Raw genomic sequence first — 25,500 nt, 5'->3', positions numbered from 1 at the left:
CGTGTGCAGCACCGAATGCGCAATGCCCAACAAAGACGGTAATAAGCATGAATCTTCACGAGTATCAGGGTAAGCAGCTGTTCGCTGAATACGGCCTGCCAGTATCCAAAGGCTACGCAGTTGACACCCCGGAAGCAGCCGCAGAAGCTTGCGACAAGATTGGCGGCACCGAGTGGGTCGTCAAGGCTCAGGTTCACGCTGGTGGCCGCGGTAAAGCCGGCGGCGTCAAGCTGGTTCGCAGCAAGGAAGACGCAGCAGCGTTCGCCCAACAGTGGCTGGGCAAGCGTCTGGTGACCTACCAGACCGACGCCAACGGTCAGCCAGTGACCAAGATCCTGGTTGAATCGTGCACCGACATCGCCAAAGAGCTGTACCTGGGCGCTGTAGTCGATCGTTCCAGCCGTCGTATCGTGTTCATGGCTTCCACCGAAGGTGGCGTGGACATCGAGAAGATCGCTCACGACACTCCTGAGAAGATTCTCAAGGCCACCATCGATCCACTGGTTGGCGCACAGCCATTCCAGGGTCGCGATCTGGCTTTCCAGCTGGGTCTGGAAGGCAAGCAGGTAACTCAGTTCGCCAAGATCTTCACCGGTCTGGCCAAGCTGTTCCAGGACCACGACCTGGCCCTGCTGGAAGTCAACCCGCTGGTCATCAAGGCCGACGGCGACCTGCACTGCCTGGACGCCAAGATCAACATCGACGCCAACGCCATGTACCGTCAGCCAAAGCTGAAGGAATTCCACGATCCTTCGCAGGACGATCCTCGCGAAGCTCACGCTGCCAAGTTCGAACTGAACTATGTAGCGCTGGAAGGTAACATCGGCTGCATGGTCAACGGTGCCGGTCTGGCCATGGGTACCATGGACATCGTCAACCTGCATGGCGGCAAGCCAGCCAACTTCCTCGACGTAGGCGGTGGTGCAACCAAGGAACGCGTAACCGAAGCGTTCAAGATCATCCTGTCCGACACCAATGTCGCGGCCGTACTGGTCAACATCTTCGGCGGCATCGTTCGTTGCGACATGATTGCCGAAGGCATCATTGGCGCCGTGAAAGAAGTCGGCGTCAAAATCCCGGTTGTTGTTCGCCTTGAAGGCAACAACGCTGAGCTGGGCGCTAAAGTACTGGCAGAAAGCGGCTTGAACATCATCGCAGCTACCAGCCTCACCGATGCTGCTCAACAAGTTGTCAAAGCTGCGGAGGGCAAGTAATGAGCGTTCTGATCAATAAAGACACCAAGGTTATCTGCCAGGGCTTCACCGGCTCGCAAGGTACCTTCCACTCCGAACAAGCCATCGCCTACGGCACCAAGATGGTTGGCGGCGTGACCCCGGGCAAGGGCGGTACTACCCACCTGAACCTGCCCGTGTTCAACACGGTGAAAGAAGCCGTAGACACCACCGGCGCTGACGCCTCGGTTATCTACGTACCGGCTCCTTTCTGCAAGGACTCGATCCTGGAAGCCGCTTTCGCCGGCATCAAGCTGATCGTGTGCATCACCGAAGGCATTCCAACCATCGACATGCTGGAAGCCAAGGTCAAGTGCGACGAGCTGGGCGTGGTCCTGATCGGTCCTAACTGCCCAGGCGTCATCACCCCGGGCGAGTGCAAGATCGGCATCATGCCAGGTCACATCCACTTGCCAGGCAAGGTCGGTATCGTGTCGCGTTCCGGCACCCTGACCTACGAAGCTGTCAAGCAGACCACTGACGCCGGTTTCGGTCAGTCCACCTGTGTCGGCATCGGCGGTGACCCGATCCCGGGCTCGAACTTCATCGACATCCTGAAGCTGTTCCAGGAAGACCCGAAGACCGAAGCGATCGTCATGATCGGTGAGATCGGCGGTTCGGCCGAAGAAGAAGCCGCTGCCTACATCAAGGCCAATGTGACCAAGCCAGTGGTGTCCTACATCGCTGGTGTGACTGCCCCTCCGGGCAAGCGCATGGGCCACGCCGGTGCAATCATCTCCGGCGGCAAGGGCACTGCGGACGAGAAATTCGCCGCGCTGCAAGACGCTGGCGTGAAGACCGTTCGCTCTCTGGCGGACATCGGCAAGGCCCTGGCCGAGCTGACCGGTTGGGAAGTCAAGAAGTAAGCTTCGGCTGACCGATTGATGCTGCAACAAAGGCCACCTTCGGGTGGCCTTTGTGCTTTCAGGGTTTGACGTTTCTGCAAAAATATCCGTGCAGCAACCCACGCTCCTTCTCATCAAATACAAATAACGGGCTGATTCACTGAATATTGAATTCACCCTCGTAGGCGCGCGCTTGCCGGAATGCCGGACCACCGCGACCGAGTGCGCAGCGCTCGCAAAAATCTGCGAAACGCTGAAAATCTACGACTGCTAACGCAGCCGATCGCGGGCAAGCGCGCTCCTACACCGGGCATGAAATACGCATGCTTTGCGCATCACTTGCTCAAAACATGTAGAAATCGCGACAGGAAGGTGCATATCGTCGCATCAAGGCCCTGTGCTAGTGCGTTTTGTGCGCGATTTCGTTAGCCTTGCAGCCTTCTTGGTGCAGGCCGCTTCCCACAAGGAATCGCAGCCCTGCACGCCAGCCTTATCAAGGCTGCAACTCTTCCCAAACCCACGGGATCTACCTTCTCATTTCCTGATTCGGCAGTGTGGTTCCTCGATGAAAGTGTTGAAAGGCCAGGACATCCTGGCACTGGGCTTCATGACGTTTGCGTTGTTCGTTGGCGCCGGCAATATCATTTTTCCGCCCTTCGTGGGGCTGCAGGCGGGTCCTAATGTATGGATGGCAGCGCTGGGCTTTCTGGTCACGGCGGTAGGCTTGCCGGTGCTGACCGTCATCGCCCTGGCCAAGGTCGGTGGCGCAATGGACAGCCTGAGCAGTCCGATCGGCCGGGTCGCCGGCGTGCTGCTGGCCACTGTCTGCTACCTGGCCGTCGGCCCGTTCTTCGCCACGCCGCGTACCGCGACCGTGTCCTTCGAAGTCGGCCTGGCCCCCTTTACCGGTGACAGCCCGCTGGCCCTGTTTCTCTACAGCCTGGTGTATTTCCTGATCGTGCTGGTGGTGTCGCTGTACCCGGGCCGTTTGCTCGACACGGTGGGCCGGGTACTCGGTCCGCTGAAGATCATCGCTCTGGCCATGCTCGGCATTGCAGCTTTCATGCTGCCGGCCGGCGACATGGGCGTCGCCCAGCCCGCCTATGTGGCTGCGCCGTTTGCCAAGGGCTTTACCGAAGGCTACCTGACCATGGACACCCTGGGGGCACTGGTCTTCGGCATCGTGATTGTCAATGCCATCCGCTCGCGTGGCGTCGACTCGCCGCGACTGATCACCCGTTACGCGATCATCGCCGGACTGATCGCCGGCGTTGGCCTGGCGCTGGTGTACATCAGCCTGTTCCGCCTGGGCTCGGGCAGCCATGCCATCGCGGCCCAGGCCGCTAACGGTGCGGCGGTACTGCATGCCTACGTGCAACATACGTTCGGAACGCTGGGCAGTGGTTTCCTGGCCGTGTTGATTGCCCTGGCCTGCCTGGTGACGGCCGTGGGCCTGACCTGCGCCTGTGCCGAGTACTTCAGCCGCCTGTTGCCGCTGTCGTACCGCACGCTGGTGGTCGGTCTGTCGCTGTTCTCGCTGGTGGTCTCGAACCTGGGACTGACGCGTCTGATCGAGTTCTCGGTGCCGGTGCTGACCGGTATCTACCCGCCGTGCATCGTGCTGGTGGCGTTGAGTTTCAGCAGGAGCCTGTGGCTCAACCCGAGCCGTGTCGTGGCCCCGGTGATGATCGTGGCGCTGCTGGCCGGCATCATCGACGGCCTCAAGGCTGCAGGCCTGGAGCTGTACCTGCCTTCGCCATTGAGGGATCTGCCGTTCAGTGCGCAGGGCCTGGCGTGGCTGTTGCCTTCATTCATCGCGCTGGTCGCAGCGGCGGTGGTCGACCGCCTGTTGGGCAGGCGCCAGGAGGCCCTGGCGTGAAGCATGTTTCGTTAATGCAACGCTCGATAATGCTGACTGTTTCGTTGTGTTGACACTGCAGCAATAACTAATAAGGCCCGCTCAAAGCGGGCCTTATTAGTTTAAACAGGTTCACGCAAGCTTATTATTGCTTGGGTGCTGTTTCAGTCGTGGTGGCAGGCGCAGTCGCCGGCGTGCCTTCTTTAGCGCGCTGTTGTGCGGCTTCGGCGTTCTTCTGCGCAGCTTCCTGGCTTTCTTTGGCCGCGTCGTTCACTTTCTCTTGAGCTTTCTGCATCGACTCTTGAGATTGTTCGGCTTTTTTGTTGGCATCTTGCTGAATATTTTCAGATTTTTTGTCGCAGGCAGCGAGGCCCAGGCTGGCGGCCAACATCAAGGCAAGAGTAATGGATTTACGCATGAGGTGTTTCTCCTTATTGAATACCTAACGTGCCTAAGAGCCCGGGGTCATAACGTAAGTTCCAGCGGATTATCAGAATATTAAAATCGGCTCGCCGGGAACTTATGCAGTAAGTGCCATCTTCTGTGATGGCATCGTGGCGTCGAGTGGTTATACGACCTGTGAAGACACGCCCAGCACACAGCACTTGCAACGATGATTCTTGTTGCCCCTTGAAATCCTCCCCGCCGGCCCCACCTTCATGACAACCCGCTGCCACGCCTCGCTGAACGTGGCATCTCGTACCCCCTGAATTGGAGCTTGACGAACATGAGTGTGGAATCTCAAAAGCAAACCCTGGGCTTCCAGACCGAGGTAAAGCAACTGCTGCACCTCATGATCCATTCGCTGTATTCCAACAAGGAAATCTTCCTTCGCGAACTGATCTCCAACGCCTCCGACGCCGTTGACAAGCTGCGCTTCGAAGCCCTTGCCAACCCGCAACTGCTCGAAGGCGGTGCCGAGCTGAAAATCCGTGTGAGCTTCGATGCCGACGCCAGAACCGTCACCCTCGAAGACAACGGCATTGGCATGAACCGCGACGATGTGATCACCCACCTGGGTACCATCGCCAAATCCGGCACCGCCGACTTCATGAAAAACCTGACCGGCGACCAGAAGAAGGATTCGCACCTGATCGGTCAGTTCGGTGTGGGCTTCTACTCGGCCTTTATCGTGGCCGACCAGGTTGACGTGTACAGCCGTCGTGCCGGCACACCTGCCAGCGAGGGCGTGCATTGGTCCTCCAGGGGCGAGGGCGACTTTGAAGTCGCCAACATCGACAAGCCCGAGCGCGGCACCCGCATCGTCCTGCACCTCAAGGCCGATGAAAGCGAATTCGCCGACGGCTACCGTCTGCGCAACATCATCAAGAAATACTCCGACCACATCGCCCTGCCAATCGAGCTGCCCAAGCAGCAGCCGGCGGCCGCCGAGGGTGAAGAGGCGCCGGCCGAAGAATGGGAAACCGTCAACCGCGCCAGCGCCCTGTGGACCCGTCCGCGTACCGAGATCAAGGACGAGGAATACCAGGAGTTCTACAAGCACGTCGGCCACGATTTCGAGAACCCGCTGACCTGGAGTCACAACAAGGTCGAAGGCAAGCTGGAATACAACTCGCTGCTGTTCGTACCGGCCCGTGCCCCGTTCGACCTGTACCAGCGCGAAGCCCCGCGTGGCCTGAAGCTGTACGTGCAGCGTGTGTTCGTCATGGACCAGGCCGAGTCGTTCCTGCCGTTGTACCTGCGCTTCATCAAGGGCGTGGTCGACTCCAATGACCTGTCGTTGAACGTCTCGCGTGAAATCCTGCAGAAAGACCCGATCATCGATTCGATGAAATCGGCCCTGACCAAGCGCGTGCTCGACATGCTGGAGAAGCTGGCCAAGAACGAGCCTGAGCAATACAAGGGCTTCTGGAAGAACTTTGGCCAGGTGCTCAAAGAAGGCCCGGCCGAAGATTTCGCCAACAAGGAAAAAATCGCCGGCCTGCTGCGCTTCGCCTCCACCAGCGACGAAAGCGGCGAGCAAAGCGTAGCGCTGACCGACTACCTGGCCCGTGCCAAGGAAGGTCAGGACAAGATCTATTACCTGAGCGGCGAGTCGTATGCGCAGGTCAAGAACAGCCCGCACCTGGAAGTCTTCCGCAAGAAAGGCATCGAAGTGCTGCTGCTCACCGACCGCATCGATGAGTGGCTGATGAGCTACCTCAACGAATTCGACGGCAAGAGTTTTGTCGACGTGGCGCGTGGCGACCTGGACCTTGGCAACCTGGACTCCGAAGAAGACAAGAAAGCCCAGGAAGAAGTCGCCAAGGAAAAAGAAGGCCTGGTCGAGCGGATCAAGACTGTGCTGGGCGAATCGGTCAGCGAAGTGCGTGTTTCCCATCGCCTGACCGATTCTCCGGCTATTCTGGCCATAGGCGAGCAGGACCTGGGGCTGCAAATGCGCCAGATTCTCGAAGCCAGCGGGCAGAAGGTTCCGGACTCCAAGCCGATCTTCGAATTCAACCCGGCGCATCCTCTGATCGGCAAGCTTGATGCCGAGCAGAACGAAGAGCGCTTCGGTGAGCTGTCGCACATCCTGTTCGATCAGGCGGCGCTGGCTGCCGGTGACAGCCTGAAGGATCCGGCCGCCTATGTGCGCCGCCTGAACAAGCTGTTGGTTGAACTCTCGGTCTGACGAGTGGCCTCAAGAAAACCCGCCCCGGCGGGTTTTTTTGTTTTTCTGTGCCGGGTCATTTTCCAGCGTTCAAGGAGTCAATGATGAGCAATGACGTGACAGTTCGTTCCGTAGTCTATGAGATCAACGGCCAGGCGTTCGAAAGTCGCCTGGTGTACAGCGCCAGTGCCGGTCAGCCACGACCGGGCCTGGTGATGGCGCCGAACTGGATGGGCATCAGCCAGGGCGCCGAAGACATCGCCCGGCAGGTGGCCGCGCAGGGCTATGTGGTGCTGCTGGCCGACCTGTACGGCCAGGGCGTGCGGCCCGCCAATGCCGAGGAGGCCGGGCAGGCCATGACCCGGGTCAAGGACGATCGGGCGGTGCTGCGCAAGCGCATGCAGGCGGCCTTGAAGCAACTGCTGGCGCAAAAGGATGTATCGCTGGACGCCACCCGTATCGCCACGTTCGGTTTCTGCTTTGGCGGCTGTGCCGCGCTGGAGCTGGCGCGCAGCGGTGCCGATGTCGAAGCCACGATTACCTTCCACGGCACGCTGGACACCAATACCCCTCAGGATGCGCACAATATCCAGGGCGCGGTGCTGGTGCTGCACGGCGGTTCCGACCCGATGGTGCCGGCTGACCAGTTAAGGGACTTCAAGCGCGAAATGGACGAAGCCGGTGTCGACTGGCAACTGAACGTCTATGGCGAGGCGGTGCATTCGTTCACTGACCCCGAAGCTGACGTGCCAGGCCGGATGATGTACGACCCCAGGGTGTCGGAACGTGCCTTCAAGGCCATGTACAACCTGCTGGACGAAGTGTTCGTCGACGCGCCGACGGTGTAATTCCCTCCATGTGCCCGCAGCACCGCCTGCGGGCCTGCTCTGGCGGGCAGGAAGCCGCGCCTTGTGAGGGTAGGCCGTTGCTGGGGGGTGTGCTTCAATGCATTGACTTTAGCCACTGCCCCGACAGGATGCGCCCGATGCAACGACTCACCGCCAAAGACTTCGCGCCCGAACTGCTGGAACTCTACGATTTCTACGCCCATGGCCAGATCAACCGCCGCGAATTCATCGACCGGGCGGCAAAGTTCACCCTGGGCGGGCTGACCGCCACGGCGGTGCTGGCAGCCCTGAGTCCCGATTACGCGCTGGCCGAGCAGGTGGCGTTCACCGACCCTGATATCGTCGCCGAATACGTCACCTATCCCTCGCCCAATGGCCACGGTCAGGTACGCGCTTATCGGGTACGCCCGGCCAAGGCCAGCGGCAAGCTGCCGGGCGTGGTGGTGGTGCATGAAAACCGTGGCCTGAACCCGTACATCGAAGACGTCGCCCGGCGCGTGGCCAAGGCCGGCTTCATCGCCCTGGCGCCCGATGGCCTGAGTTCGGTGGGGGGCTATCCGGGCAACGACGACAAGGGGCGCGAGCTGCAGCAGCAGGTCAACCCGGAAAAACTGCTCAACGATTTCTTCGCCGGTCTCGAATGGCTGATGACGCATGACGCCAGCACCGGCAAGGTCGGCATCACCGGCTTCTGCTACGGCGGCGGGGTGGCCAATGCGGCCGCCGTGGCCTATCCGGAACTGGGGGCCGCCGTGTCGTTCTACGGCCGCCAGCCCAAGGCCGAGGACGTCCCGCGCATCAAGGCCCCGGTGCAGATTCACCTGGGCGAACTGGATACCCGCATCAACGAAGGCTGGCCGGCCTACGAGCAGGCCCTCAAGGCCGCCGGCACCCCGTATCAGGCGTATATCTACAAGGGCGCCAACCACGGCTTTCACAACGACTCCACCCCACGCTACGACGACGCTGCTGCCAACCTGGCCTGGAACCGCACGATCGAGTGGTTCAAACGTTATTTGTAGGAGCGCGCTCTGCCGGAATGCCGGACCACCGCAACCGAGTGCGTTAGCAGTCGTAAAACTTCAGCGTTTCACAAATTTTTCGGTCATTCGCTGCAGATTTTCAGTGTTTTGGAGATTTTGCGAGCGCTGCGCACTCGGTCGCGGGCAGAGCGCGCTCCTACAGCTGAGAGGGTGTCGTCGCGTTCTTGCATAGCCCGGTGCGGGCTAGCGGCCATGGCGCCGGCGGGCTTCTTCGCTGTCGGTCACGACCTGGCGCTCAATGGCGGTGGCGCGGATACCCGCCTCAAGCAGCGCCATGGCGGTGAATTCGACCATTCGCAGCTGTTGTCCTGCGGCCAGTGCCGCCAACCGGCTGGCCTCGTTGTCGAACACCCAGGTCACCCGCACGCTGGCGCCCGGGTTGGCATGATCGATCGTGTGGGTCAGCCACTCGAAGCCCGGGATTTCAGCCTTGGCGGTTTCACAGGCTTCGGTCAGGGTCTGAATCAGGCGGCGTTCAAGGTGCGCCTGTTCGCGTTTGGTCAGGGGCATGGCAGGGCGTCGAAAGCAGAGAGGGGCGGCCAGTGTGCCATGAATGCACCCTGGCCGCCGCCCGGCATTACTTGAAGTGCTGCTCGAAAGTGGCCACCTGCTCAGGCGTAATGAGCTGGTAGGGCACCCAGACATCGCTTTGCACCGCTTCACCCTTGATCATCTGCAGCGCCGCTTGCATGGCGCTGCTGGCCTGGGCCGCCGGGTCCTGGAACACCGAACCTGCCAGTTGCCCGCGCTTGATCGCGGCCAGGCCATCGGGCAACCCGTCGATGCCGATCACCGGCACGCTGCCCTTGGCCTTGCCCGACTGCTGCAGCGCCATGGCGGCGCCGATGGCCATCTCGTCATTGTTGGCGACGATGGCATCGATCTGCGAGCCGGCCAGGATCCAGTTGCTGGTCAGGTCCATGCTGCGGCTGCGCTGCCATTCGGCGCTTTGCTGCTCGACGATCCTGATGCCCGGATAATCCTTGAGCACCTGCTTGACGCCTTCGGTACGGCCTCGCGTCGCATTCTGCGCCAGGTCACCCATGATGATCGCCAGGTTGCCCTTGCCGCCCATCTTTTCGGCCAGGTAGCGCATCTGCAATTGCCCGGCTTCTTCATCGCGCGAAGCCACGGCCACCACGCCCTTGGGTAACACGGCCTGGTCCGGTCGACGGTTGACATACACCAGCGGTGTGCCGGCCTCGACGGCGGCCTGGGTGACCTTGGCAATGGCGGCGGTGTCGGCCGGCAACACGATGATGGCGTCGACCTTCTGGCTCAGGAAACCCTGGACCTGATTGAGCTGGCGCACCACATCGCCCTGGGCATCCTCGACCTGCAGGGTCACGCCGGCTTTTTTGGCCGCATCGTTGAGGCCATTGCGCACGTAGGTCATGAAGTTATCGTCGACCCGCGCAATGCTGACACCGATACGGTAGTCAGCCAGTGCCGTGGTGGCGAGGGTCAGGCAGCCGAGAAGCGTTGCACTGGTAAAGCCGAGCAGTCGGATAAGGCGCATGATGATTTCCTGTTGTTGTTATGGGCATCAAACGTACAGCCTGGGCAGCGAGTGCTGCGCAGGTCTTGCTCACTCAAGGGTAAAGGCGCGCCGGAAACGCTCGATCGCCTGCTGCGAGTCGCCCGAGGCCCAGCCTTCCAGCCCGACCACGCCGCGATAACCCTGGGCATGCAGCGCACGGGCAATGGCCGGGTAGTGAATCTCGCCGGTGCCGGGCTCCTTGCGGCCTGGAACATCGGCCACCTGAATCTCGCCGATGGCGCTGCCAGCGCGCTGGATCAGCTCGATCAGGTTACCTTCGCCGATCTGCGCGTGATACAGGTCCAGATTCAACAACAGGTGCGGGCTGCCGACCGCCTCGATCAGCGCCAGGGTGTCTTCGGCACGGGCGAACGGTGTGCCGGGGTGATCGACAGCGGTATTGAGGTTCTCCAGCAAGAACACCTTGCCGGCGCGCTCGCCCAGCCGGGCGATTTTTTCCAGCGTCTTGCAGGCGGTCAGCCACATGCGTCCGGTTATTTGCTCGACCGGCCTTACCGGCAACCCCTTGCCGTCAAGCCCGGTGCCATGCAGGTTCAGGCTCGGGCAGCCCAGTTGGTCGGCGACGTGCAGCGACTCCTGCGCGCTGTCGAGCAGGCTGGCAATGCCGTCCGGCTCGGTCAGGTTGCCGGTGATGTAGCCGGTCATGGACGTGAAGTCGGCACCGGTGGCGGCCAGGGCCGGAATGTCCTTGGTGGTCCAGTTCCAGATTTCCACGCTCAGCCCCAGCGCCTGGATGCGCTGCACGCGCTCCACGAACGGCAGGTCGAGAAACAGCATTTCGGCACTGGCCGCCAGTTTGAACGGGCAATGGCTCATGGCTGTTCTCCTTGCAGATGCACCGGCCGGCCTTGCTGGAACGAGTCGATACAGGCGCGGGCGATCACCAGGGCGGCGCGGGCGTCCTCGCCTGTGGCGTGCGGCGTGTGGCCGGTGCGCAGGCAGTCGGCAAAATGATTGAGTTCGGCGATGTAGGCGTCCTTGAGCAGCTCGGTGTCCAGGCGCAGCGTGTCGGCGCCGGTGCCCTCGGCGGTGTAGCGGCGCAGATCAGAGGTGTGGATATCGCCCATGGTCAGCATGCCGGCGCTGCCGAACACTTCGCCGCGCACATCGTAGCCGTACACGGCCTGGAAGCTGGCCTCGGCACTGGCCAGTGCACCGTTGTCATAGCGAATGCTCACCAGCGCGGTGTCCAGCAGCCCCTTGTCCTTGAACGCCGGGGCGATCAGTGCGTCAGCCATGACACTGACCTCGACAGCCCTGGCGCCGGGGTTGAGGTAATTGAGCGTGTCGAAGTCGTGGATGAGGGTTTCCAGGAAGATCACCCATTGCGGCGAGGCCGCCGGGTTGTTCAGCGCCGGGTCCCGGGTCAGCGAACGCAGCAGTTGCGGCGTGCCGATGCGTCCGGCCACAACGTCCTGATGCGCCTGGCGAAAGCTTGAGGCGAAACGGCGGTTGAAGCCGACCTGCAGCACCACGCCGGCCTGTTGTGCCGCCTCGATGGCCTGGTCGGCTTCCTCCAGGCTGATGGCCATGGGCTTCTCGCAAAAGATGCCCTTGCCGGCGCGGGCGGCGCTGATTACCAGCTCGGCATGGGTACGGGCCGGCGAGGCAATCAGCACGCCGTCGATATCCGGATCCAGCAGCAATTGCTGCGGGTCGGTGTAGACCTTGTCGACGCCCAGTTCTGCGGCCAGTCGGGCTGCCTGACCCGGGGTAGGGTCGGCAATGGCGGCCAGGATGGCGCCGGGAATATGCCGGGCGGCGGTCAGGGCATGAAAACTGCCCATGCGACCGGCGCCGATCAGGCCAAGGCGAAGGGTCTTTTGCGTGCTCATGGTGTAGCTCCTTTTTTATTGTGAGGGGCGGGGCCTTGAACGTCGGGCCGCCTGGAAGCAGGAGCAAACCCTGTGCCAGTTTTTAACCTATTGATATTTAACAAATTTTAAATATTTAAGCCGCGCATCTATGTCTATTTTTATGACATGTCTACACTGACATGTAATAAAAATAGACATTTATAAGCAGGCTGGCATGACCGCATTTCCGCTCAAGACACTCGATGTTCAGGACCTGGACTACATGACCTCACTGGGCGCCAGCGCCTTGAGCGACGGGCCCGTTCCCGGGCTCCAGCAGGCCTGGGAAGACTGCCAGGCCGGCCTGGATGAACGTCCGGCAGCGGTTCGCCCGATGATCTGGGCGTCCTGGCAACGCAGCCGTGCGGCCGGCATCGACCCGCAGGACAGCGATTATCGCTTTGTCAGTGCCGACCCTCTGGCCGCCACGCTGCACGCGCACCAGGAACTGATCGCCACGGCGGCGCAGGTCATGCAGGGCCTGCTGGCCTACAACCCGCGTGGGCACATCAACCTGACCGATGCCCAAGGCACAACCCTGCATTTTTGTGGCCTGGACATTACCCCGGTGGGCAGCCGCCTGCTGGAGTCAGTTCAAGGCACCAACTGTACCGGGCTGGCATTGGCCCAGGACCGCCTGGTCTATGTGCTGGCCGAGGAGAACTTTGCCACCGGCCTGCGCGAGCGCCGCATGCACTGCGCCGCCGCACCCATCCGGGACAGCCAGGGGCAGACCCGGGCGGTGCTGACCCTGACCGCCGAGCCCGGCTGGTTTCACTTTCACACCCTGGGCACGGTGCAGGCCGCCGCCGAAGCCGTGTCGCGCCAGCTGTCGCTGCAAGCGCTGCTCAGCGAACAGCGCGCGGTGCTTGAAGTGCTCAACGAAGGGCTGGTGGTGCTCGACGGCCAGGGACGGATCAAGGCGCTCAACCGTTATGCGCGGCACCTGTTCAAGGTTGAGGCGGCGCAGGTGGGCGCATCGTGGCGGCACCTGGGGCGCAGCGAACCGAGTGCCGAGCGCTTGCTGGGCGAGGCCGACGGGGTGCGCGACCTGGACTGCACCTTCCAGTTGGCCGATGGCAGCACGCTGGCCTGCCTGGTGTCGGTGTGCCCGCTGGCCGAAGGCGGGCAGATCGTGTCGCTGCGTGAGAACCGGCGCATCCGTGAAATCACCCAGCGCCTGATCGGCAGCCGTGCCCGCTACACCTTCGACAGCATCCAGGGTCGCTCGCAAGCCATGCAGGACGCCGTGCGCCTGGCGCGCATCGCCAGCCGCAGCGATTCGACCACCCTGATCCTGGGCGAAAGCGGCACTGGCAAAGAACTGTTCGCCCAGGCCATCCACAGCGCCAGCGCCCGCAGCCAGGGACCGTTCGTGGCGGTCAATTGCGGCGCCATTCCGCGCGAGCTGGTGCAGAGCGAACTGTTCGGTCATGTCGAGGGCGCGTTCACCGGTGCTGCCCGCGGCGGTTCGGCGGGCAAGTTCGAGCTGGCCGACGGCGGCACCATCTTTCTCGATGAAATCGGCGACATGGCCTTCGACGCCCAGGTCAGCCTGCTACGGGTGCTGCAAGAGGGGGAGGTGAACCGGGTCGGTGCCAAGAAATCCCGGCGCGTCGATGTGCGCATCATTGCCGCCACCCACCGCAACCTGAGCCAGGCGGTGGCCGAGGGCGCGTTTCGTGAAGATCTCTATTACCGCCTCAATGTGCTGAATGTCACCGTACCGCCGCTGCGCCTGCGCCGCGATGACATCGCGCTGCTGGCCCGGCATTTCCTGGCCCGGGTCACCCAGTCGCTGCGCAAGGACGTGCGTGACATCGCGCCGGCGGCGCTGGATCTGCTCCTGAGCCATGCCTGGCCTGGGAATGTGCGTGAGCTGGAGAACACGATCGAGCGGGCCACCAACCTGGCCACCCACGAGCAGATCCAGCCGGGCGACCTGCCGCTGGAATTGCTGCAGGGGCCCCGCCGGGCCATGACCGCCAGTGCAGCGTTACCCGGCGCAACGCAGGACCTGCAGGGCCAGCAGAGAAACACCATCATCCAGGCCTTGCGCGACACCGGCGGCAACATGCGCCTCAGTGCCCAGCGCCTGGGTGTGTCACGCGGCGGGCTGTACACCAAAATGAAGCGCCTGGGGATAGACCCGGATGGCTTTCGCCCCTGAGCCGCCACGCTTCAAGCCGAGGGTTTGCGCGGTGCCCGTCGTGCCTTGCCGGCGCCTGTCGATGCTGGCGCCGGTTTGCGCGTGGCCTTGCTGGCGGGCGCACTGCCATCGACTTTGGCGGTTCTTGATGAAGACGAAGCCGGCTTGCGCTTGCCGGTGCCCTTGCGCGACTTTTTCCACGGCGTGCCGCCGGCCGGCGCCGGCATGCCTTGCAGGTTCAGGCGCAGGCCCTGGCAGCGCTCGACCTGCTTGCTCATCCAGGCCGCCTGCTTGGCGACGAATTCTTCCAGGCTCATCTCGCCGCTCTGCACCATGTCCAGCGCCTGTTCCCAGATCGCCGTGGTGCCGGGATCGGCGATGGCCCGTGGCACCGCGTCGATCAGGCTGAAGGCCGCTGCGGTGGCCGCCAGCGCCTTGCCGTTCTTGGCCAGGTAGCCGCGATCAAGCAGGCCCTGGACGATGCCGGCTCGGGTGGCCTCGGTGCCGATACCGGTGGTGTCCTTGAGCTTCTGCTTGAGCAACGGGTCTTGCACCAGGCGGGCGACGTTTTTCATGGCCTTGATCAGGTCACCCTCGGTGTAGGGCTTGGGCGGCTGGGTCCACAGGTCCTTGAGCTGCACCCCGGTGACCGGGCAGACACAGCCCTTGTGCAACGCCGGCAGGTCCTGGGGCGGAGCGGCTTCCTTGCCCTTGGGCGGCGTCAGGGCCTCGGGCAGGGCGCGTTTCCAGCCCGGCTCGACGATGCGCTTGCCCACCGCGCGCAGGGCGTGGCCGGCGCAGTCGAAATCGGCCTGGGTCCGGTCGTATTCATGGTGGGGCAGGAACTGCGCCAGATAGCGGGCGCGAATCAGGGTGTACACCGCCCGGAGCTTGCCGCTCAGGCGCGCCAGGTTATGCGCGGCGGCGGTGGGAATGATGCCGTGGTGCGCGGTCACTTTAGCGTCGTTCCAGGCCCGCGAGCGACGTTGCGGGTCCAGATGCACCTGCAAGGCTTGCAGGCCCGGATCCGCCTGGATCAGCGCCTTGATGATGCCCTGAGCCTCGCCATGCTGGCTGTTGGGCAGGTAGCCGCAGTCGCTGCGCGGGTAGGTGATCAGCTTGTGGGTTTCGTACAGCGCCTGGGCAGTGTCGAGGGTTTCCTGCGCGCCCAGGCCGAGTTTTTTCGAGCAGATTTCCTGCAATGTGCCGAGATCGAAGGGCAGCGGCGCCGCTTCCTTGATCCGCTCGGTGCGCACCGCCGTGGCGGTGGCGCGACCGGCCTGCTGCATGGCCTGGGCAGCCTGCTGCGCCAGGGGCTGGTTCAGGCAGCGGTCCTGATCGTCGCAGGCATCGGCCGGCGCACGCCAGTGGGCGGTGAAGCTCTGACCGTCGTGGCGCAGGCCGACCTCGATGGCCCAGTACGGCACCGGCACGAAGTCAGCGATGCTGCGGTCGCGGTCCACTACCAGGCGCAGGGTCGGGGTCTGCACCCGACCCACAGGCAGTACGCCCTGATAACCGGACTGGCGGCCGAGCAGGGTAAACAGCCGGCTCATGTTCATGCCGATCAGCCAGTCGGCGCGCGAGCGACCCAGCGCCGAATGGTACAGGCTGAAAGTCTCGGCGCCGGGCTTGAGGGCCGCCAGGGCCTTGCGGATCGAGGCGTCGTCCAGCGCCGACAGCCACAGGCGCTGGATGGGCCCGCGATAACGGCAGTGCTCGACCAGCTCGCGGGCGATCATCTCGCCCTCGCGGTCGGCGTCGGTGGCAATCACCAGTTCGCCGGCTTCGCCCAGCAGGCGCTTGACGGCCTTGTACTGGCTGGCGGTCTTGGGTTTGACCTGCATCTTCCAGGTGCCCGGCACAATGGGCAGGTCTTGCAGCGCCCAGCGTTTGTAGCGCGCGTCGTAGGCGTCCGGGGGGGCAGTTTCGAGCAAGTGGCCGATACACCAGGTCACGGTGACGGCCGGCCCGACCCAGCAGCCATCGCCCCGGCGGCTGGCACCGAGCACGGCGGCGATGTCTTTGGCTTGAGAGGGTTTTTCACAGAGATACAGGCGCATGGCCGGGATCGATCTTCAAAGCGGTCGAGGCCGACAGGATGCGTCAGGGGCGAGGGCAGATCAAGTTTTATCTGTATGGGCATACAGTAAGGCCGCCCGCAGGTAATCCGCGCAGGAGATCACGTCTTTGCGCCGCCAGCACCCTGTCTGCAGGAGCCCACCGCAAATGCTTGACTGACCAGCATTACCTCGCAGGAGCGACCGTTGGTCGCTCCCACAGTATCTGGTGAGCGCGCCATGCGCGTCCTCAGAGCACGCTGATGGGGTAGTCGACGATCAGGCGGAACTCGGACAGGTCGCCTTCACCCTGGTCGGTGTTGGCGCGGTGGAAGGCCTGGCGGATGCGAAACGACAGGTCCTTGGCCGGCCCGGTCTGGACCACGTACTTGGCTTCGATATCGGTTTCGTTGTGCTTGCCATCGCTGCCGTACAGGCCCGCGTAGGCGCTGTCGGCCGAGACCTTGCTGCCATCGACGTCGTAGCCGCGCAGGTGACGGGCCATGAAACTCAGGCCCGGCACGCCATAGGTGGCCATGTCGAGGGTATAGCGCACGCCGAAGGACTTCTCGTTCGGGCCGTTGAAGTCCGACCATTGCACCGAGTTGGCCAGGAACACCGAGTCGCCGCCTTCGCCGTTGCCGTTGTTGCCCACGGCGAGGTAGTCGAACGGGGTGTCGCCGTCGACTTTCTGCAACGACAGGCTGATCGAGTGCGCGACCAGAAAGGCATAGGTGGCCGACAGCGAGTAGGTGGTGTTGTTGATCGAGCCGGCCTTGGCCTGGCCTTCGTCCAGGGTGCGGTACAGGTTGGCGTCGAACGTCAGCGACTGGTCGTCCGACAGCGCCATCACATAGTTGGTGTTGGCGTAGTACTGGTTCCAGACATCCTCGAACTGCGAGCCGTACAGGCTGGCGGTCCAGTTCGGGCTGATCTGGTAGACGCCGCCGGCGTAGGTGGCGCGCCGGGCGGTGACATTGGCATACAGCGCGTAGATCTCGTGATCCTGGTTGGTGGTCACGTTGCTGTTGGTGCTGGTGAAGCGCCCGGCTTCGAGGTCCAGGCCTTCGATTTCGCTGCTCTTGAGGTCGAAACCGGTGGCGGTCTGCGGCAACAGGCGGGTACCGCCCACGGCAAACACCGGCGCCAGTGGCTGCATATTGCCGTAGCGCAACTGCGTTTTGGAGGCACGCAGTTTTATGGCGGCACCGGCGCTGCCAAAGCTGTCCTGGGCATGGCCATCGCTGTCGCGCTGCAGGTTGCCTGTACCGCTGTCGCCTTCCTGGGCATCGAGCTTGAGGCCGAAGTGACCGAAGGCATCCACGCCGACGCCGACGGTGCCTTCGGTAAAGCCTGAACTGAACGTGCCGATGAAACCTTGGGTCCAGTCGCGGTTGTCTGTAGCGCCATCCTGGCGATCACGATTGAAGTACTGGTTGCGTGCCAGGATCGACAGGCTGCTGCCGTCGACAAAGCCCTTGGCCTGGGCCTGGTCTTCGATCGTCTCGGCCTGTGCCAGCGGGCTCAAGCCGGCCGAAACGGCCAGCGCCATGGCGCTCCATTGTGTTGCATTCATCAGTGATTCCCTTGTGTTCATTGTGCCCGCTGACCCATCGACAACCTTTGGCTGTCGATGGCAGGCGTGGCGTAAACAACCCTCCAGGTGCGTGAAGAACCGCGATCCAGAGCCGTGAGAGTTCTCGACCGCGAAAGCCTTGGCTGAGTTCCGCGTGGATGCATTTACCTTACACGATTGATCTGGCACGCCACCTTCATGCGCAAGCCTGGCGCTGCGCGTCCAGCAACTGACGCTGCAAGGCCTGCATGGGCGCGGCGGGCTGTTGCAGGCCAATGAAGCCCAGTAGCGGGTCCTGCACCTCGGTGCGCAGGCCGGACAGCGCCTCCAGCGTCGCCAGTCCGCAGAACGGCACGTAGGCTTCGGCATAGCCGCCTTCATGCACCAGCACCAGGCGGCCAGCGCACAACCGCTCGGCTGCCTCGCGCACTTTGGTGGTCATCGTGCGAAAGGCTTCGCTGTGCAGCAGCATGCGCGCCAGCGGGTCGACCGCGTTGGCGTCGTAGCCGCAGGCAACGATGATCAGCTCCGGCTCGAAGCTCTCCAGCGCCGGCAGCACCAGGGTATCCATGGCGTACTGGTAGGCGTCGTCACCGCCACCGGGCAGCAGCGGGATATTCAGGTTGGTGCCGACCGCCGGGCCCTCACCGCGATCCTCGCGGCCACTGTAGCCGGCCGGGTAGCAGCCTTCCTGGTGCAGGGAAATGGTCAGCACGTCGGCCCGCGTGGCGTAGATCGACTGGGTGCCGTTGCCGTGATGCACGTCCCAGTCGATCACTGCCACCTTGCCCAGGCCGTGACGGGCCTTGGCCGTTTCGATGGCCACGGCGATGTTATTGAAAAAGCAGAACCCCATCGCCTGGTCGGCCGAGCAATGGTGCCCCGGTGGCCGCGACAGCGAGTAGGCATTGCGCACCTCGCCCAGCAGCACCGCCTCCACGGCGTCGATGGCCAGGCCTGCTGACAGCCGGGCAATGTCATAGCTGCCCGGGCCGATGGGCGCATCCTCGCCCAGGCGACCGCCACCGGCGGCGCTCATCTCGGCAAAGCGTTGCAGGTAAGCGGCCGGGTGCACGCGCAACAGGTCCGTCTCGGTGGCCGGGCTGGCGCTGCGCACGTCGAGCTGGCGGGTCAGGCCGCTGACATCCATCAGGCTCTTGAGGCGGCGCTTGGTCTCGGGCGACTCGGCATGGCCGGCCGCCGCCGGCGGTTGCACCCAGCCGCCTACCGGCAGGATCAAGGCATGGGGGCCGGCGCTGTGCCAGAGGCTGAGCTCGTCGAAGAAAAAAGCAGTCTTGTTCATGGTCGTATCCTTTCAGGAAAGAGGGACAGTTCAGGCAATAGCGGCAGGCGTGCGCCGGCAAGCCAGGGCCAGCAGCAGCGAGAGCAGGGTCAGGGCGGCAGCGCTGAGCAGGGTGGTGCGGTAATCACCGCTGGCCTGGATCAACTGACCGGCCACGCCGGGACCAATGGCCAGGCCCGCGCCGATCACCAGGTTGCTGGCGTTCATCAGCCGCCCGCTGGGGTCCAGGTCGGCGATGCCGGCCAGAATCAACGGCAGCACCAGGGTCCAGGTGAACTTGAACAGCAGGGCGGCCACGGCAAAGCGCAGGGCCGTGGGCGTGTCCTGCAGCAACAGCACGGCGCCGATCATCAGCGCGTAGCCACCGATCAACAGCGGCGTGCGCGGCCAGCGATCACCGATCAGCGTGGTGCAGGCGGCGCCGACGATGCCCATTAGCGTTGCGATCGCCAGCACCTGGCCGCTGTCCTGGGCGGTGATCGATGCCTGGCTGGCGATGCCGCCGATAAAGGTCCAGACCCCGCTCAGGCTCAGGTAGAAACACAGGATGGCCAGCAGTCCCAGGGCGGCCCGCCCTGTTGGCAGGGTCGCGCTGACTGTTCCCTGCTTAGCGTTCAGGCGGGCCGGAAAGGCGCGCACCAGGGGCAACGCCAGCGCCATCAGCACGGCCAGGCTCAGGTAGCAGGCCATCAGGCCATAGCGGGCAAACAGCACCGGCAAGACCTGCAAGCCGACCGCACCCAGCGCCAGTTGCCCCAGCACCCACAGGCCATAGACCCGGCTGGCATTGCTCAACGAGGCGGCGCAGCTCATGCACAGAATCATCAGCGACCCCCCGCCCAGCCCGGCGACGATGCGCAGCAACATCAGGGCGTTGTAGTCACTCACGAACGCACTGAGCAGGTTGCCGGCCACGAACAACACGCCGGCCAGCACCCCGGCCTGGCGCAGGTCGACGCGCCTGAGCCACCAGAACGCCGGCAGCGTCGCCAGGCTCATGGCGCCCAGTTCGGCCATGAACAGGTTGCCGATCTGCGCCGGCGCAAGCGCCCATTGCGTGGCCAGTTGCGCCGCCACCGCCGGGGCGGTCATCAGCAGCGACGGGGCGATGGCGGCCAGCACGACCACCGCGATCATCAGTGCCCGCGCGTTGGCCAGGGCGGGGCTTGGATAACTGATTTCAGGTTGCGAAACAGGCATGACAGGCTCCTTGTGGGCGCTCAAAACACATGGACCAGGCGCAACAACGCCTGACTGCCGTGATAGCCGTTGTCGGTGTCGACGTTGCGCGTCAGGGCCAGCAGCCCCTGGTTGCGCTTGTCGAACCAGTGACCGACCTCGAACCCGACCTGGGTGTAGCGCTGGTGAGTGTCGTCCAGGCGCTGGTCGTCGAGTTTCAGCTCGCCACCGTCAGCGTGGATCAGCCGCAGCGCGCCGTAGGTCGCGGGGGTGAAGTCATAGGACGCAAAGGCCTGCAGACGATAGAGCGGCTCTTGCTTGAGGGTGGCGCCGTAGTAATCGTCGTTACTGCCGTAGAGCTGCGCCTCCAGGCTGGCCTCCAGCAGCCATTTTTCGCCGATGCCCTGGGTGAAGTTGTAAACAAAGGTCCCGGCCCAGCGGTTGGCGCCCGGCGACACATCCGGGTTCTGACTGTGGTATTCGCCGACCGGCAGGGTGAGCAGGCTCAGCAGCCCGCTGTAAGTACGGGTGTCCGGGTTGTTGATCAGGTACAGCGTGCCGCCCACCTGCGGATCGCCAAAGCCGGTTTCGCTGCGGTGTTGCGTGGTGCCGGGCAGGCGCGCATCGATGTTGGCAAACGGCACAATGAATTGCGGCGTGCACAGCGTGCCGCAGATATCGGTAAAGACCAACTGGCGCCAGGCGAAGGCATTGACGTTCAACTCGGCGTTGCCGGCGCGGTTGGCGGCGCCGTGATAGTCGTTGGCCCGGGTCATCGGCACATAGAACACGCCCAGCGTGGTGCCCACTGGCGCGCTGACAAAATCCCGGGCATTGAGGTCGGCCGCCTGGGCCGCCGCGGTACTGAGCAGGCCGCCGGCAAAGGCCAGGGCCTGGGTGCAACCAAGCAATCGTGTTGTGCTCATCGTGTGTGTTCACTTCTATCGAGGTGGGTGGGGGCAGATTTCGGGCGCAACAACGCCCTGGCCGCCAGTGCGGCTGTCAAGCAACGTCAGGAGAGGTCTGGCGGGGTGTGATCAGTCAGGGCCGGCGCGCAGCAACTGGGCGATGCGTGCCTTGTCCTTGATGCCGAGCTTGGCGTAGATCGAGCGGATATGGTGGCGCACCGTGTTGGGCGCCAGGCCCAGTTGCCGGGCCACTTCCTTGTAGGTCTTGCCTTCGCCGAAACCTTGCGCCACGTCATGCTCGCGCGGGCTCAGGCACTGCAACGGCGTGGGCAGCCGGGCGGCCAGCACGAACAGGTCGCCGGCGCGGGAAATGCTCAGGTGCACATGCTCGAGGGCCTGTTCACCTTCGGTGATCGCGATGTCCAGGTTCGGCCCGCTCCAGCCCGGAAAACAGGCCAGCCAGCGCTTGATGAAACCACGCTCGGCGCATTGCAGGGTGCCCTTGCGGTCGCACACGGCCAGCGCCAGGTTGGGCGAGGCGTCGAGGCTTTCGCGCCGGGCAATCAGGGTACGGATCTGGTTGGCCGAGATGGCCGCCGCCAGGTGCGGCATGCAGTGGTCCAGCAACAGGCAGTCGTGCTCATTGAAGCGTGGCTGGTCGTGGCGGCGGTACAGCGCCAGGTGTTCGGTCAGGCAGGTCAGCGGGTCGATGGCAATGACACACAGCAGTTCCCGGATGCCGTGGCGGTCGCCCAGCCAGCGCAGGCCTGCGGTGCTGTGCATGTCGATGATGACGGCGCGCCCCGGGTTCAGGAAGGCGCGGGTCACGGTGATGTCGTCCTCGCGCATCGACTTCCAGTCCTGCAGGTAATCGGCCGGCAGGTTGAACAGGTGATGACGGTGTTCTTCGGGCAGGCCGTCGATCAGCGCCGAGCGGCCCCACCAGGCTTTCTCGAAGCCGATCAGACCCTGCAGGCGGCCGAGCATGGCGTCATGGAAATGCTCGACGCTCTGGTCGTGGGCCAGGCGCTGGATATCCAGGAGGGTGCTGCTGAATGCGCTCAGCAGGTCGTTGCAGTCCGTCAGGCTCATGGGCGGTGCCTCAGGTGTGACCTGTTATTTTTATTGTCACGCAAGCGGTTGGACCGGACGCCGGAAGCGGCGGGGCAGGGCCAGTGAGTCGAGTATCGGCCGGCGCGTGGAGGATGGCTATCCTACAGATGCAGGAGGCGGCCCTCGGTTACCGAATCGCCTTTTCATACAGCCACTGTCGGACCGCTGCGGTTGCGCGTGGCCGGGATGCCCGGCATCGTTCGCGCCAATCCGTGATCAATCCCACAGTCGGGCGTAGGAACCCGTATTCAGGAAGGCGCATAGGCGTCTCCATAGCGATTGCAGGCGCTTTTTTCATGGCCGCACTCTTTATGGCGGCTGTGTGTGGGCAGGCTTCGGCCTGGCCGGTAGCCTTCTTGACCGGTTTCCTACCCTGCACACAGCTGCCATCCAATCCCGTGGGAAGGATCGTGGCAGCTTCGATATCAAGAAGGAGCCATCCCCATGCACGCTCGCAATCCGTCCAGCATTGCGTGCCTGTGTCACGCCTTTCAGGTCATCGGGTTGTCGCGGATACCGCTGGCGCCTAGCCTTGCCTGTGTCTTGGTAACCATCAGGGCAGCTTCCCGAAATGACAATGAGGTGAATGTGTGCAGGTAAGAATCATGGAGTATGTAACGGGCTGGTCGGATTCTGCGCTGGCCGACTGGCATGAGGCGTCACCCTGGTCGCTGATGACCCAGGCGGCGCAGATCGTGACGCAGTTGATCGCCGGTCTGCCGATGGACGAATACCGGATCAGCGATCAGGTGGCCGTGCATCGCTCGGCCACGGTCGAGCCCGGAGCGGTACTCAAGGGGCCCTTGATCGTCGGTCCCGACTGCTTTATTGCCTCCGGTGCCTACCTGCGTGGTGGTTGCTGGTTGCAGGGCCATTGCGTGATCGGGCCGGGGGCAGAGCTGAAGACCTCGTTCATGTTTGCCGGCAGCAAACTGGCGCATTTCAACTTTGTCGGCGATTCGATTCTGGGCTCTGGGGTCAATCTCGAAGCTGGCAGCATCGTGTGCAATTACCGCAACGAACGCGCCGACAAGCAGATCCGGGTGTACATCGAGGGCGCTTTGCACGGCATTGGCCATGACAAGTTCGGTGCGTTGATCGGTGATGGCGTGCGTCTTGGGGCCAATGCGGTGGTGGCACCCGGTGCCTTGCTGACGCCCGGGTTTATCGTGCCTCGCGGTCAGGTGTTCGATGCCGAGCAGTCACGATGAAGCCAGTTTCCGATTGCTGAACCGGATAACCTGGCGGGCCAGGAAGCTCCCGGTCAGGATCACGCCGAACAACCGCAACGTCTGCATGGCCAGCACAAAGCCGACGTCGGCGTGGGTGTCGATGGCAATGATCGCCATCGCATCCAGCCCGCCGGGGCTGGTGGCCAGGTACACCGACAAGTAGTCCTTGTCCATCAGCCAGGCGATCACCCAGGCCGACAGGGCACAGAGCACGATCAGCAGCAGCGAAGCGAAGATCATCATCGGCAGGCGCCGCCACACATAGGTGATGGTGGCGCGGTCGAAGCGCAGGCCGATGTAGCAGCCGATGGCGCCATAGCCAAGCATCATCACGCCGTCGGGCAGGCTGATGCTCATCAGCCCGCTCAATTGCAGGGCGGTGCCGGCCAGCAAAGGTACCAGCAGGGCACCGGCCGGCAGGCGCGAGCCAGGCCACAGGGCGGTCATGATCACTGCCAGGCTCAGCAGCAGGTCGGTCAGGTCCAGGCCGTGCGCGGCGGTCGAGGCGGGGCTGGCCAGGGCGGCGCTGTCGACCGGTGCGGCCAGCCAGTGGCTGACCAGCGCGCCGAGCATGACCACGCAGACCACCCGCACGTATTGCATGGTGGCCACCACCCGCGAGTCGGCGCCGTAGTCCTCGGACATGGCGACCATGGCCGAGGCCGCGCCGGGCGAGGTGCCCCAGGCGGCGGTATGGCTGGGAATGCCGGCGTAGCGCACCAGCACCAGGCTGACCACGGCGCTCAAGATCACGGTGAGGGCGGTGGCCATCAGCATGATGTGCCAGGACTGCAACGCCTGCATCAACACACTCAGGCTCATGGCGTGGGCGATCAGCACGCCCACGGCGCCCTGGCCCAGCTGGAACACCGGGCGGGGCATGCGAATGCTGGCACCCGACACGCCAAAGCCGATGGCCACCAGCATGGGGCCCAGGAACAGGGCGGCGGGGATGGCGAGCAGGACAAACAACTGGCCGACGAGGCCGGCGGTGATGATCAACGCCAGCCATTGGCTGGCCGGTGACAGGGAGGGCAGGGCAAAACGGGCGGTGCGTGGCAAGGAGAGGCTCCTCGAAAGGGATCAACAACCCGTGCAATTCGGGTGTGAGCAGTATCGGAGCTTGAACTTATCAAGTCTATTTTCTAATAATCATGAATCGATAACTTTGGTTGATGAATTCATGGACCTGCGCGACCTGATCTATTTCGAAACCATCGCCGAACTCGGTCATCTGGGCCGCGCCGCGCAAAAACTCAATCGCAGCCAGCCCGCACTGACCAAGAGCATTCAGCGGTTGGAGGAATCCTTCGGCACCCGCCTGTTCCAGCGTGACGGCCGGCGCATCAAGCTGACCCCGGTGGGCGAGCTGCTGCAGGTGCGCGGCAAGGAGTTGCAGCAGAGCATCGCCCAGACCCAGCGCGAGGTGCGTGACTTTGCCAGCGGACTGGTGGGCAATATCCGCGTGGGCTGTGCGGCGACCATGGCCGAGCACCTGTTGCCCAAGCTCACCTCGGCCTTGCTGCAACGGGCGCCGGACCTGACCTTCAAACTGGTCATCGGCCAGGACGACCTGCAGCGCGAGGCGCTCAATGCCGGTCAGCTCGACATGATCATCTGCACGCTGATTCCCGAGAACGAGCAACTGGAAACCTTTGCCATCTTCGACGACGAACTGGTGGTGATCGCCAGTCAGCAGCACCCGATTTTCAGTTCCAGCCTGCAAATGCGTGACCTGTGCGATTACCGCTGGGTGCTGCCGCCGATCGGTGTGTCATCGCGCCAATGGCTGGATACGACCTTTGCCGCGCATGACCTGCCGCTGCCGGTGGTGCAGATCGAGGCCAACTCCATTTCGCTGTTGCCGGGGCTGATCGCGCAGAGCAACCTGCTGAGCTACATTGCTCGCGAGAGCCTGGAGTTCGGCCGCAACATGCAGCACCTGCGCGAAGTGCCGGTGGCGGCCGCCACCATGAAGCGCACCATTGGCGTGACCGTGCGCAAGGGTGCCTACCAGTCGCCGGCGGCGCGGGAGATGCTCGGTTTGCTGCGTGACCATGGCGGTGATTTCTTCAGTTGGCCCGATACGGCACATCCTCTATACGCCAGCCCCTGATTTTCTT

21 protein-coding genes are annotated in these 25,500 nt (G+C 63.4%); 9 read left to right on the top strand and 12 right to left on the bottom strand.

Translation table 11 applies throughout. The annotated features are described in order from the left end of the window. The first annotated feature begins 47 nt into the window (after nt 1-47). The 3 genes from sucC (at nt 48) to brnQ (ending at nt 3,956) form a co-directional block, all read left to right on the top strand. Nucleotides 48-1,214 (top strand): ADP-forming succinate--CoA ligase subunit beta, encoded by a 1,167-nt coding sequence (sucC, locus tag DGA31_RS09395; protein WP_056840031.1) that lies wholly within the window; start codon nt 48-50, stop codon nt 1,212-1,214. Beyond that, nucleotides 1,214-2,098, top strand: coding sequence for a succinate--CoA ligase subunit alpha (gene sucD / locus DGA31_RS09390; RefSeq protein ID WP_056840030.1), 885 nt, complete (start codon nt 1,214-1,216; stop codon nt 2,096-2,098). The genes sucC and sucD overlap by 1 nt, the downstream gene beginning before the upstream one ends. 544 nt (nt 2,099-2,642) lie before the next feature. Beyond that, entirely contained in the window at nt 2,643-3,956 is a 1,314-nt protein-coding gene (gene brnQ, locus DGA31_RS09385; RefSeq protein ID WP_109512344.1) for a branched-chain amino acid transport system II carrier protein, read from the top strand. Nucleotides 3,957-4,080: 124 nt separating this feature from the next. Here the strand turns inward: brnQ and DGA31_RS09380 are convergent, their stop codons facing one another. Then, nucleotides 4,081-4,353 (bottom strand): hypothetical protein, encoded by a 273-nt coding sequence (locus tag DGA31_RS09380; RefSeq protein WP_056840028.1) that lies wholly within the window; start codon nt 4,351-4,353, stop codon nt 4,081-4,083. A gap of 309 nt (nt 4,354-4,662) precedes the next feature. Here DGA31_RS09380 and htpG point away from each other — a divergent pair, with 309 nt between their 5' ends. The 3 genes from htpG to yghX all read left to right on the top strand — a co-directional run bounded on the left by htpG (nt 4,663) and on the right by yghX (nt 8,419). Further along, entirely contained in the window at nt 4,663-6,570 is a 1,908-nt protein-coding gene (htpG, locus tag DGA31_RS09375; RefSeq protein WP_056840027.1) for a molecular chaperone HtpG, read from the top strand. A gap of 83 nt (nt 6,571-6,653) precedes the next feature. Then, the gene (locus DGA31_RS09370) at nt 6,654-7,397 is read left to right on the top strand and encodes a dienelactone hydrolase family protein (protein ID WP_109512343.1); all 744 of its coding nucleotides are present in this window, start codon (nt 6,654-6,656) and stop codon (nt 7,395-7,397) included. A gap of 137 nt (nt 7,398-7,534) precedes the next feature. Then, nucleotides 7,535-8,419 carry a YghX family hydrolase gene (gene yghX / locus DGA31_RS09365; protein ID WP_109512342.1) on the top strand — a complete coding sequence of 295 codons (885 nt, stop codon included), beginning with the start codon at nt 7,535-7,537 and terminating at the stop codon, nt 8,417-8,419. A gap of 204 nt (nt 8,420-8,623) precedes the next feature. Here the strand turns inward: yghX and DGA31_RS09360 are convergent, their stop codons facing one another. From DGA31_RS09360 to DGA31_RS09345, 4 genes are all read right to left on the bottom strand, one after another. Continuing rightward, on the bottom strand, nt 8,624-8,950 hold the full coding sequence (locus DGA31_RS09360) for a hypothetical protein (RefSeq protein WP_109512341.1): 327 nt from the start codon (nt 8,948-8,950) through the stop codon (nt 8,624-8,626). Nucleotides 8,951-9,017: 67 nt separating this feature from the next. Further along, the gene (locus tag DGA31_RS09355) at nt 9,018-9,959 is read right to left on the bottom strand and encodes a sugar ABC transporter substrate-binding protein (RefSeq protein WP_056840023.1); all 942 of its coding nucleotides are present in this window, start codon (nt 9,957-9,959) and stop codon (nt 9,018-9,020) included. Nucleotides 9,960-10,028: 69 nt separating this feature from the next. After that, complete coding sequence (locus DGA31_RS09350) at nt 10,029-10,817, bottom strand: TIM barrel protein (protein WP_056840022.1); 789 nt, start codon at nt 10,815-10,817, stop codon at nt 10,029-10,031. Then, nucleotides 10,814-11,836 (bottom strand): Gfo/Idh/MocA family oxidoreductase, encoded by a 1,023-nt coding sequence (locus DGA31_RS09345; RefSeq protein WP_056840021.1) that lies wholly within the window; start codon nt 11,834-11,836, stop codon nt 10,814-10,816. Before DGA31_RS09345 ends, DGA31_RS09350 begins: the two co-directional genes overlap by 4 nt. A gap of 196 nt (nt 11,837-12,032) precedes the next feature. Between DGA31_RS09345 and DGA31_RS09340 the strand changes: the two genes are divergently transcribed. Then, on the top strand, nt 12,033-14,027 hold the full coding sequence (locus DGA31_RS09340) for a sigma-54 interaction domain-containing protein (protein ID WP_109512340.1): 1,995 nt from the start codon (nt 12,033-12,035) through the stop codon (nt 14,025-14,027). Nucleotides 14,028-14,038: 11 nt separating this feature from the next. Here DGA31_RS09340 and DGA31_RS09335 read toward each other — a convergent pair whose 3' ends face one another. From DGA31_RS09335 to DGA31_RS09310, 6 genes are all read right to left on the bottom strand, one after another. After that, nucleotides 14,039-16,069: a DNA topoisomerase III gene (locus DGA31_RS09335; RefSeq protein WP_109512339.1), complete on the bottom strand. Its 2,031-nt coding sequence runs from the start codon at nt 16,067-16,069 to the stop codon at nt 14,039-14,041. 247 nt (nt 16,070-16,316) lie between these two features. Then, on the bottom strand, nt 16,317-17,642 hold the full coding sequence (locus DGA31_RS09330; protein ID WP_109512338.1) for an OprD family porin: 1,326 nt from the start codon (nt 17,640-17,642) through the stop codon (nt 16,317-16,319). A 196-nt stretch (nt 17,643-17,838) separates the two neighbouring features. Beyond that, nucleotides 17,839-18,945, bottom strand: coding sequence for a class II histone deacetylase (locus DGA31_RS09325; RefSeq protein ID WP_056840018.1), 1,107 nt, complete (start codon nt 18,943-18,945; stop codon nt 17,839-17,841). 30 nt (nt 18,946-18,975) lie between these two features. Further along, complete coding sequence (locus DGA31_RS09320) at nt 18,976-20,145, bottom strand: MFS transporter (RefSeq protein WP_109512337.1); 1,170 nt, start codon at nt 20,143-20,145, stop codon at nt 18,976-18,978. A gap of 20 nt (nt 20,146-20,165) precedes the next feature. After that, nucleotides 20,166-21,050 (bottom strand): transporter, encoded by an 885-nt coding sequence (locus tag DGA31_RS09315; protein WP_056840016.1) that lies wholly within the window; start codon nt 21,048-21,050, stop codon nt 20,166-20,168. A gap of 111 nt (nt 21,051-21,161) precedes the next feature. Next, nucleotides 21,162-22,124 carry a helix-turn-helix transcriptional regulator gene (locus DGA31_RS09310; RefSeq protein ID WP_056840015.1) on the bottom strand — a complete coding sequence of 321 codons (963 nt, stop codon included), beginning with the start codon at nt 22,122-22,124 and terminating at the stop codon, nt 21,162-21,164. Nucleotides 22,125-22,750: 626 nt separating this feature from the next. Between DGA31_RS09310 and DGA31_RS09305 the strand changes: the two genes are divergently transcribed. Continuing rightward, the gene (locus DGA31_RS09305) at nt 22,751-23,356 is read left to right on the top strand and encodes an LbetaH domain-containing protein (protein ID WP_056840014.1); all 606 of its coding nucleotides are present in this window, start codon (nt 22,751-22,753) and stop codon (nt 23,354-23,356) included. Here DGA31_RS09305 and DGA31_RS09300 read toward each other — a convergent pair. Continuing rightward, nucleotides 23,348-24,439, bottom strand: coding sequence for an AbrB family transcriptional regulator (locus DGA31_RS09300; protein WP_109512336.1), 1,092 nt, complete (start codon nt 24,437-24,439; stop codon nt 23,348-23,350). The two genes, DGA31_RS09305 and DGA31_RS09300, sit on opposite strands and share 9 nt — an antisense overlap. 121 nt (nt 24,440-24,560) lie before the next feature. On the opposite strand from DGA31_RS09300, the gene DGA31_RS09295 reads away from it, so the two are divergent. Next, on the top strand, nt 24,561-25,493 hold the full coding sequence (locus DGA31_RS09295) for a LysR family transcriptional regulator (protein ID WP_056840191.1): 933 nt from the start codon (nt 24,561-24,563) through the stop codon (nt 25,491-25,493). Nucleotides 25,494-25,500: the final 7 nt, after the last annotated feature.

The sequence above is a fragment of the Pseudomonas ovata genome (assembly GCF_003131185.1).
GTDB classification, from domain to species: domain Bacteria; phylum Pseudomonadota; class Gammaproteobacteria; order Pseudomonadales; family Pseudomonadaceae; genus Aquipseudomonas; species Aquipseudomonas ovata.
This window is presented reverse-complemented; position numbering and strand designations above follow the sequence as displayed.

Excerpts from the sequence above, each read along its gene's own strand:
- DGA31_RS09340 (WP_109512340.1), top strand. The coding sequence starts at position 12,033 with ATGACCGCATTTCCGCTCAAGACACTCGATGTTCAGGACCTGGACTAC.
- htpG (WP_056840027.1), top strand. The coding sequence starts at position 4,663 with ATGAGTGTGGAATCTCAAAAGCAAACCCTGGGCTTCCAGACCGAGGTA.
- DGA31_RS09315 (WP_056840016.1), bottom strand. The coding sequence starts at position 21,050 with ATGAGCACAACACGATTGCTTGGTTGCACCCAGGCCCTGGCCTTTGCC.
- DGA31_RS09370 (WP_109512343.1), top strand. The coding sequence starts at position 6,654 with ATGAGCAATGACGTGACAGTTCGTTCCGTAGTCTATGAGATCAACGGC.
- sucC (WP_056840031.1), top strand. The coding sequence starts at position 48 with ATGAATCTTCACGAGTATCAGGGTAAGCAGCTGTTCGCTGAATACGGC.
- DGA31_RS09360 (WP_109512341.1), bottom strand. The coding sequence starts at position 8,950 with ATGCCCCTGACCAAACGCGAACAGGCGCACCTTGAACGCCGCCTGATT.
- DGA31_RS09325 (WP_056840018.1), bottom strand. The coding sequence starts at position 18,945 with ATGAACAAGACTGCTTTTTTCTTCGACGAGCTCAGCCTCTGGCACAGC.
- DGA31_RS09320 (WP_109512337.1), bottom strand. The coding sequence starts at position 20,145 with ATGCCTGTTTCGCAACCTGAAATCAGTTATCCAAGCCCCGCCCTGGCC.
- DGA31_RS09345 (WP_056840021.1), bottom strand. The coding sequence starts at position 11,836 with ATGAGCACGCAAAAGACCCTTCGCCTTGGCCTGATCGGCGCCGGTCGC.
- DGA31_RS09380 (WP_056840028.1), bottom strand. The coding sequence starts at position 4,353 with ATGCGTAAATCCATTACTCTTGCCTTGATGTTGGCCGCCAGCCTGGGC.
- DGA31_RS09310 (WP_056840015.1), bottom strand. The coding sequence starts at position 22,124 with ATGAGCCTGACGGACTGCAACGACCTGCTGAGCGCATTCAGCAGCACC.
- yghX (WP_109512342.1), top strand. The coding sequence starts at position 7,535 with ATGCAACGACTCACCGCCAAAGACTTCGCGCCCGAACTGCTGGAACTC.
- DGA31_RS09355 (WP_056840023.1), bottom strand. The coding sequence starts at position 9,959 with ATGCGCCTTATCCGACTGCTCGGCTTTACCAGTGCAACGCTTCTCGGC.
- DGA31_RS09350 (WP_056840022.1), bottom strand. The coding sequence starts at position 10,817 with ATGAGCCATTGCCCGTTCAAACTGGCGGCCAGTGCCGAAATGCTGTTT.
- DGA31_RS09305 (WP_056840014.1), top strand. The coding sequence starts at position 22,751 with ATGGAGTATGTAACGGGCTGGTCGGATTCTGCGCTGGCCGACTGGCAT.
- DGA31_RS09330 (WP_109512338.1), bottom strand. The coding sequence starts at position 17,642 with ATGAATGCAACACAATGGAGCGCCATGGCGCTGGCCGTTTCGGCCGGC.
- DGA31_RS09335 (WP_109512339.1), bottom strand. The coding sequence starts at position 16,069 with ATGCGCCTGTATCTCTGTGAAAAACCCTCTCAAGCCAAAGACATCGCC.
- DGA31_RS09295 (WP_056840191.1), top strand. The coding sequence starts at position 24,561 with ATGGACCTGCGCGACCTGATCTATTTCGAAACCATCGCCGAACTCGGT.
- brnQ (WP_109512344.1), top strand. The coding sequence starts at position 2,643 with ATGAAAGTGTTGAAAGGCCAGGACATCCTGGCACTGGGCTTCATGACG.
- sucD (WP_056840030.1), top strand. The coding sequence starts at position 1,214 with ATGAGCGTTCTGATCAATAAAGACACCAAGGTTATCTGCCAGGGCTTC.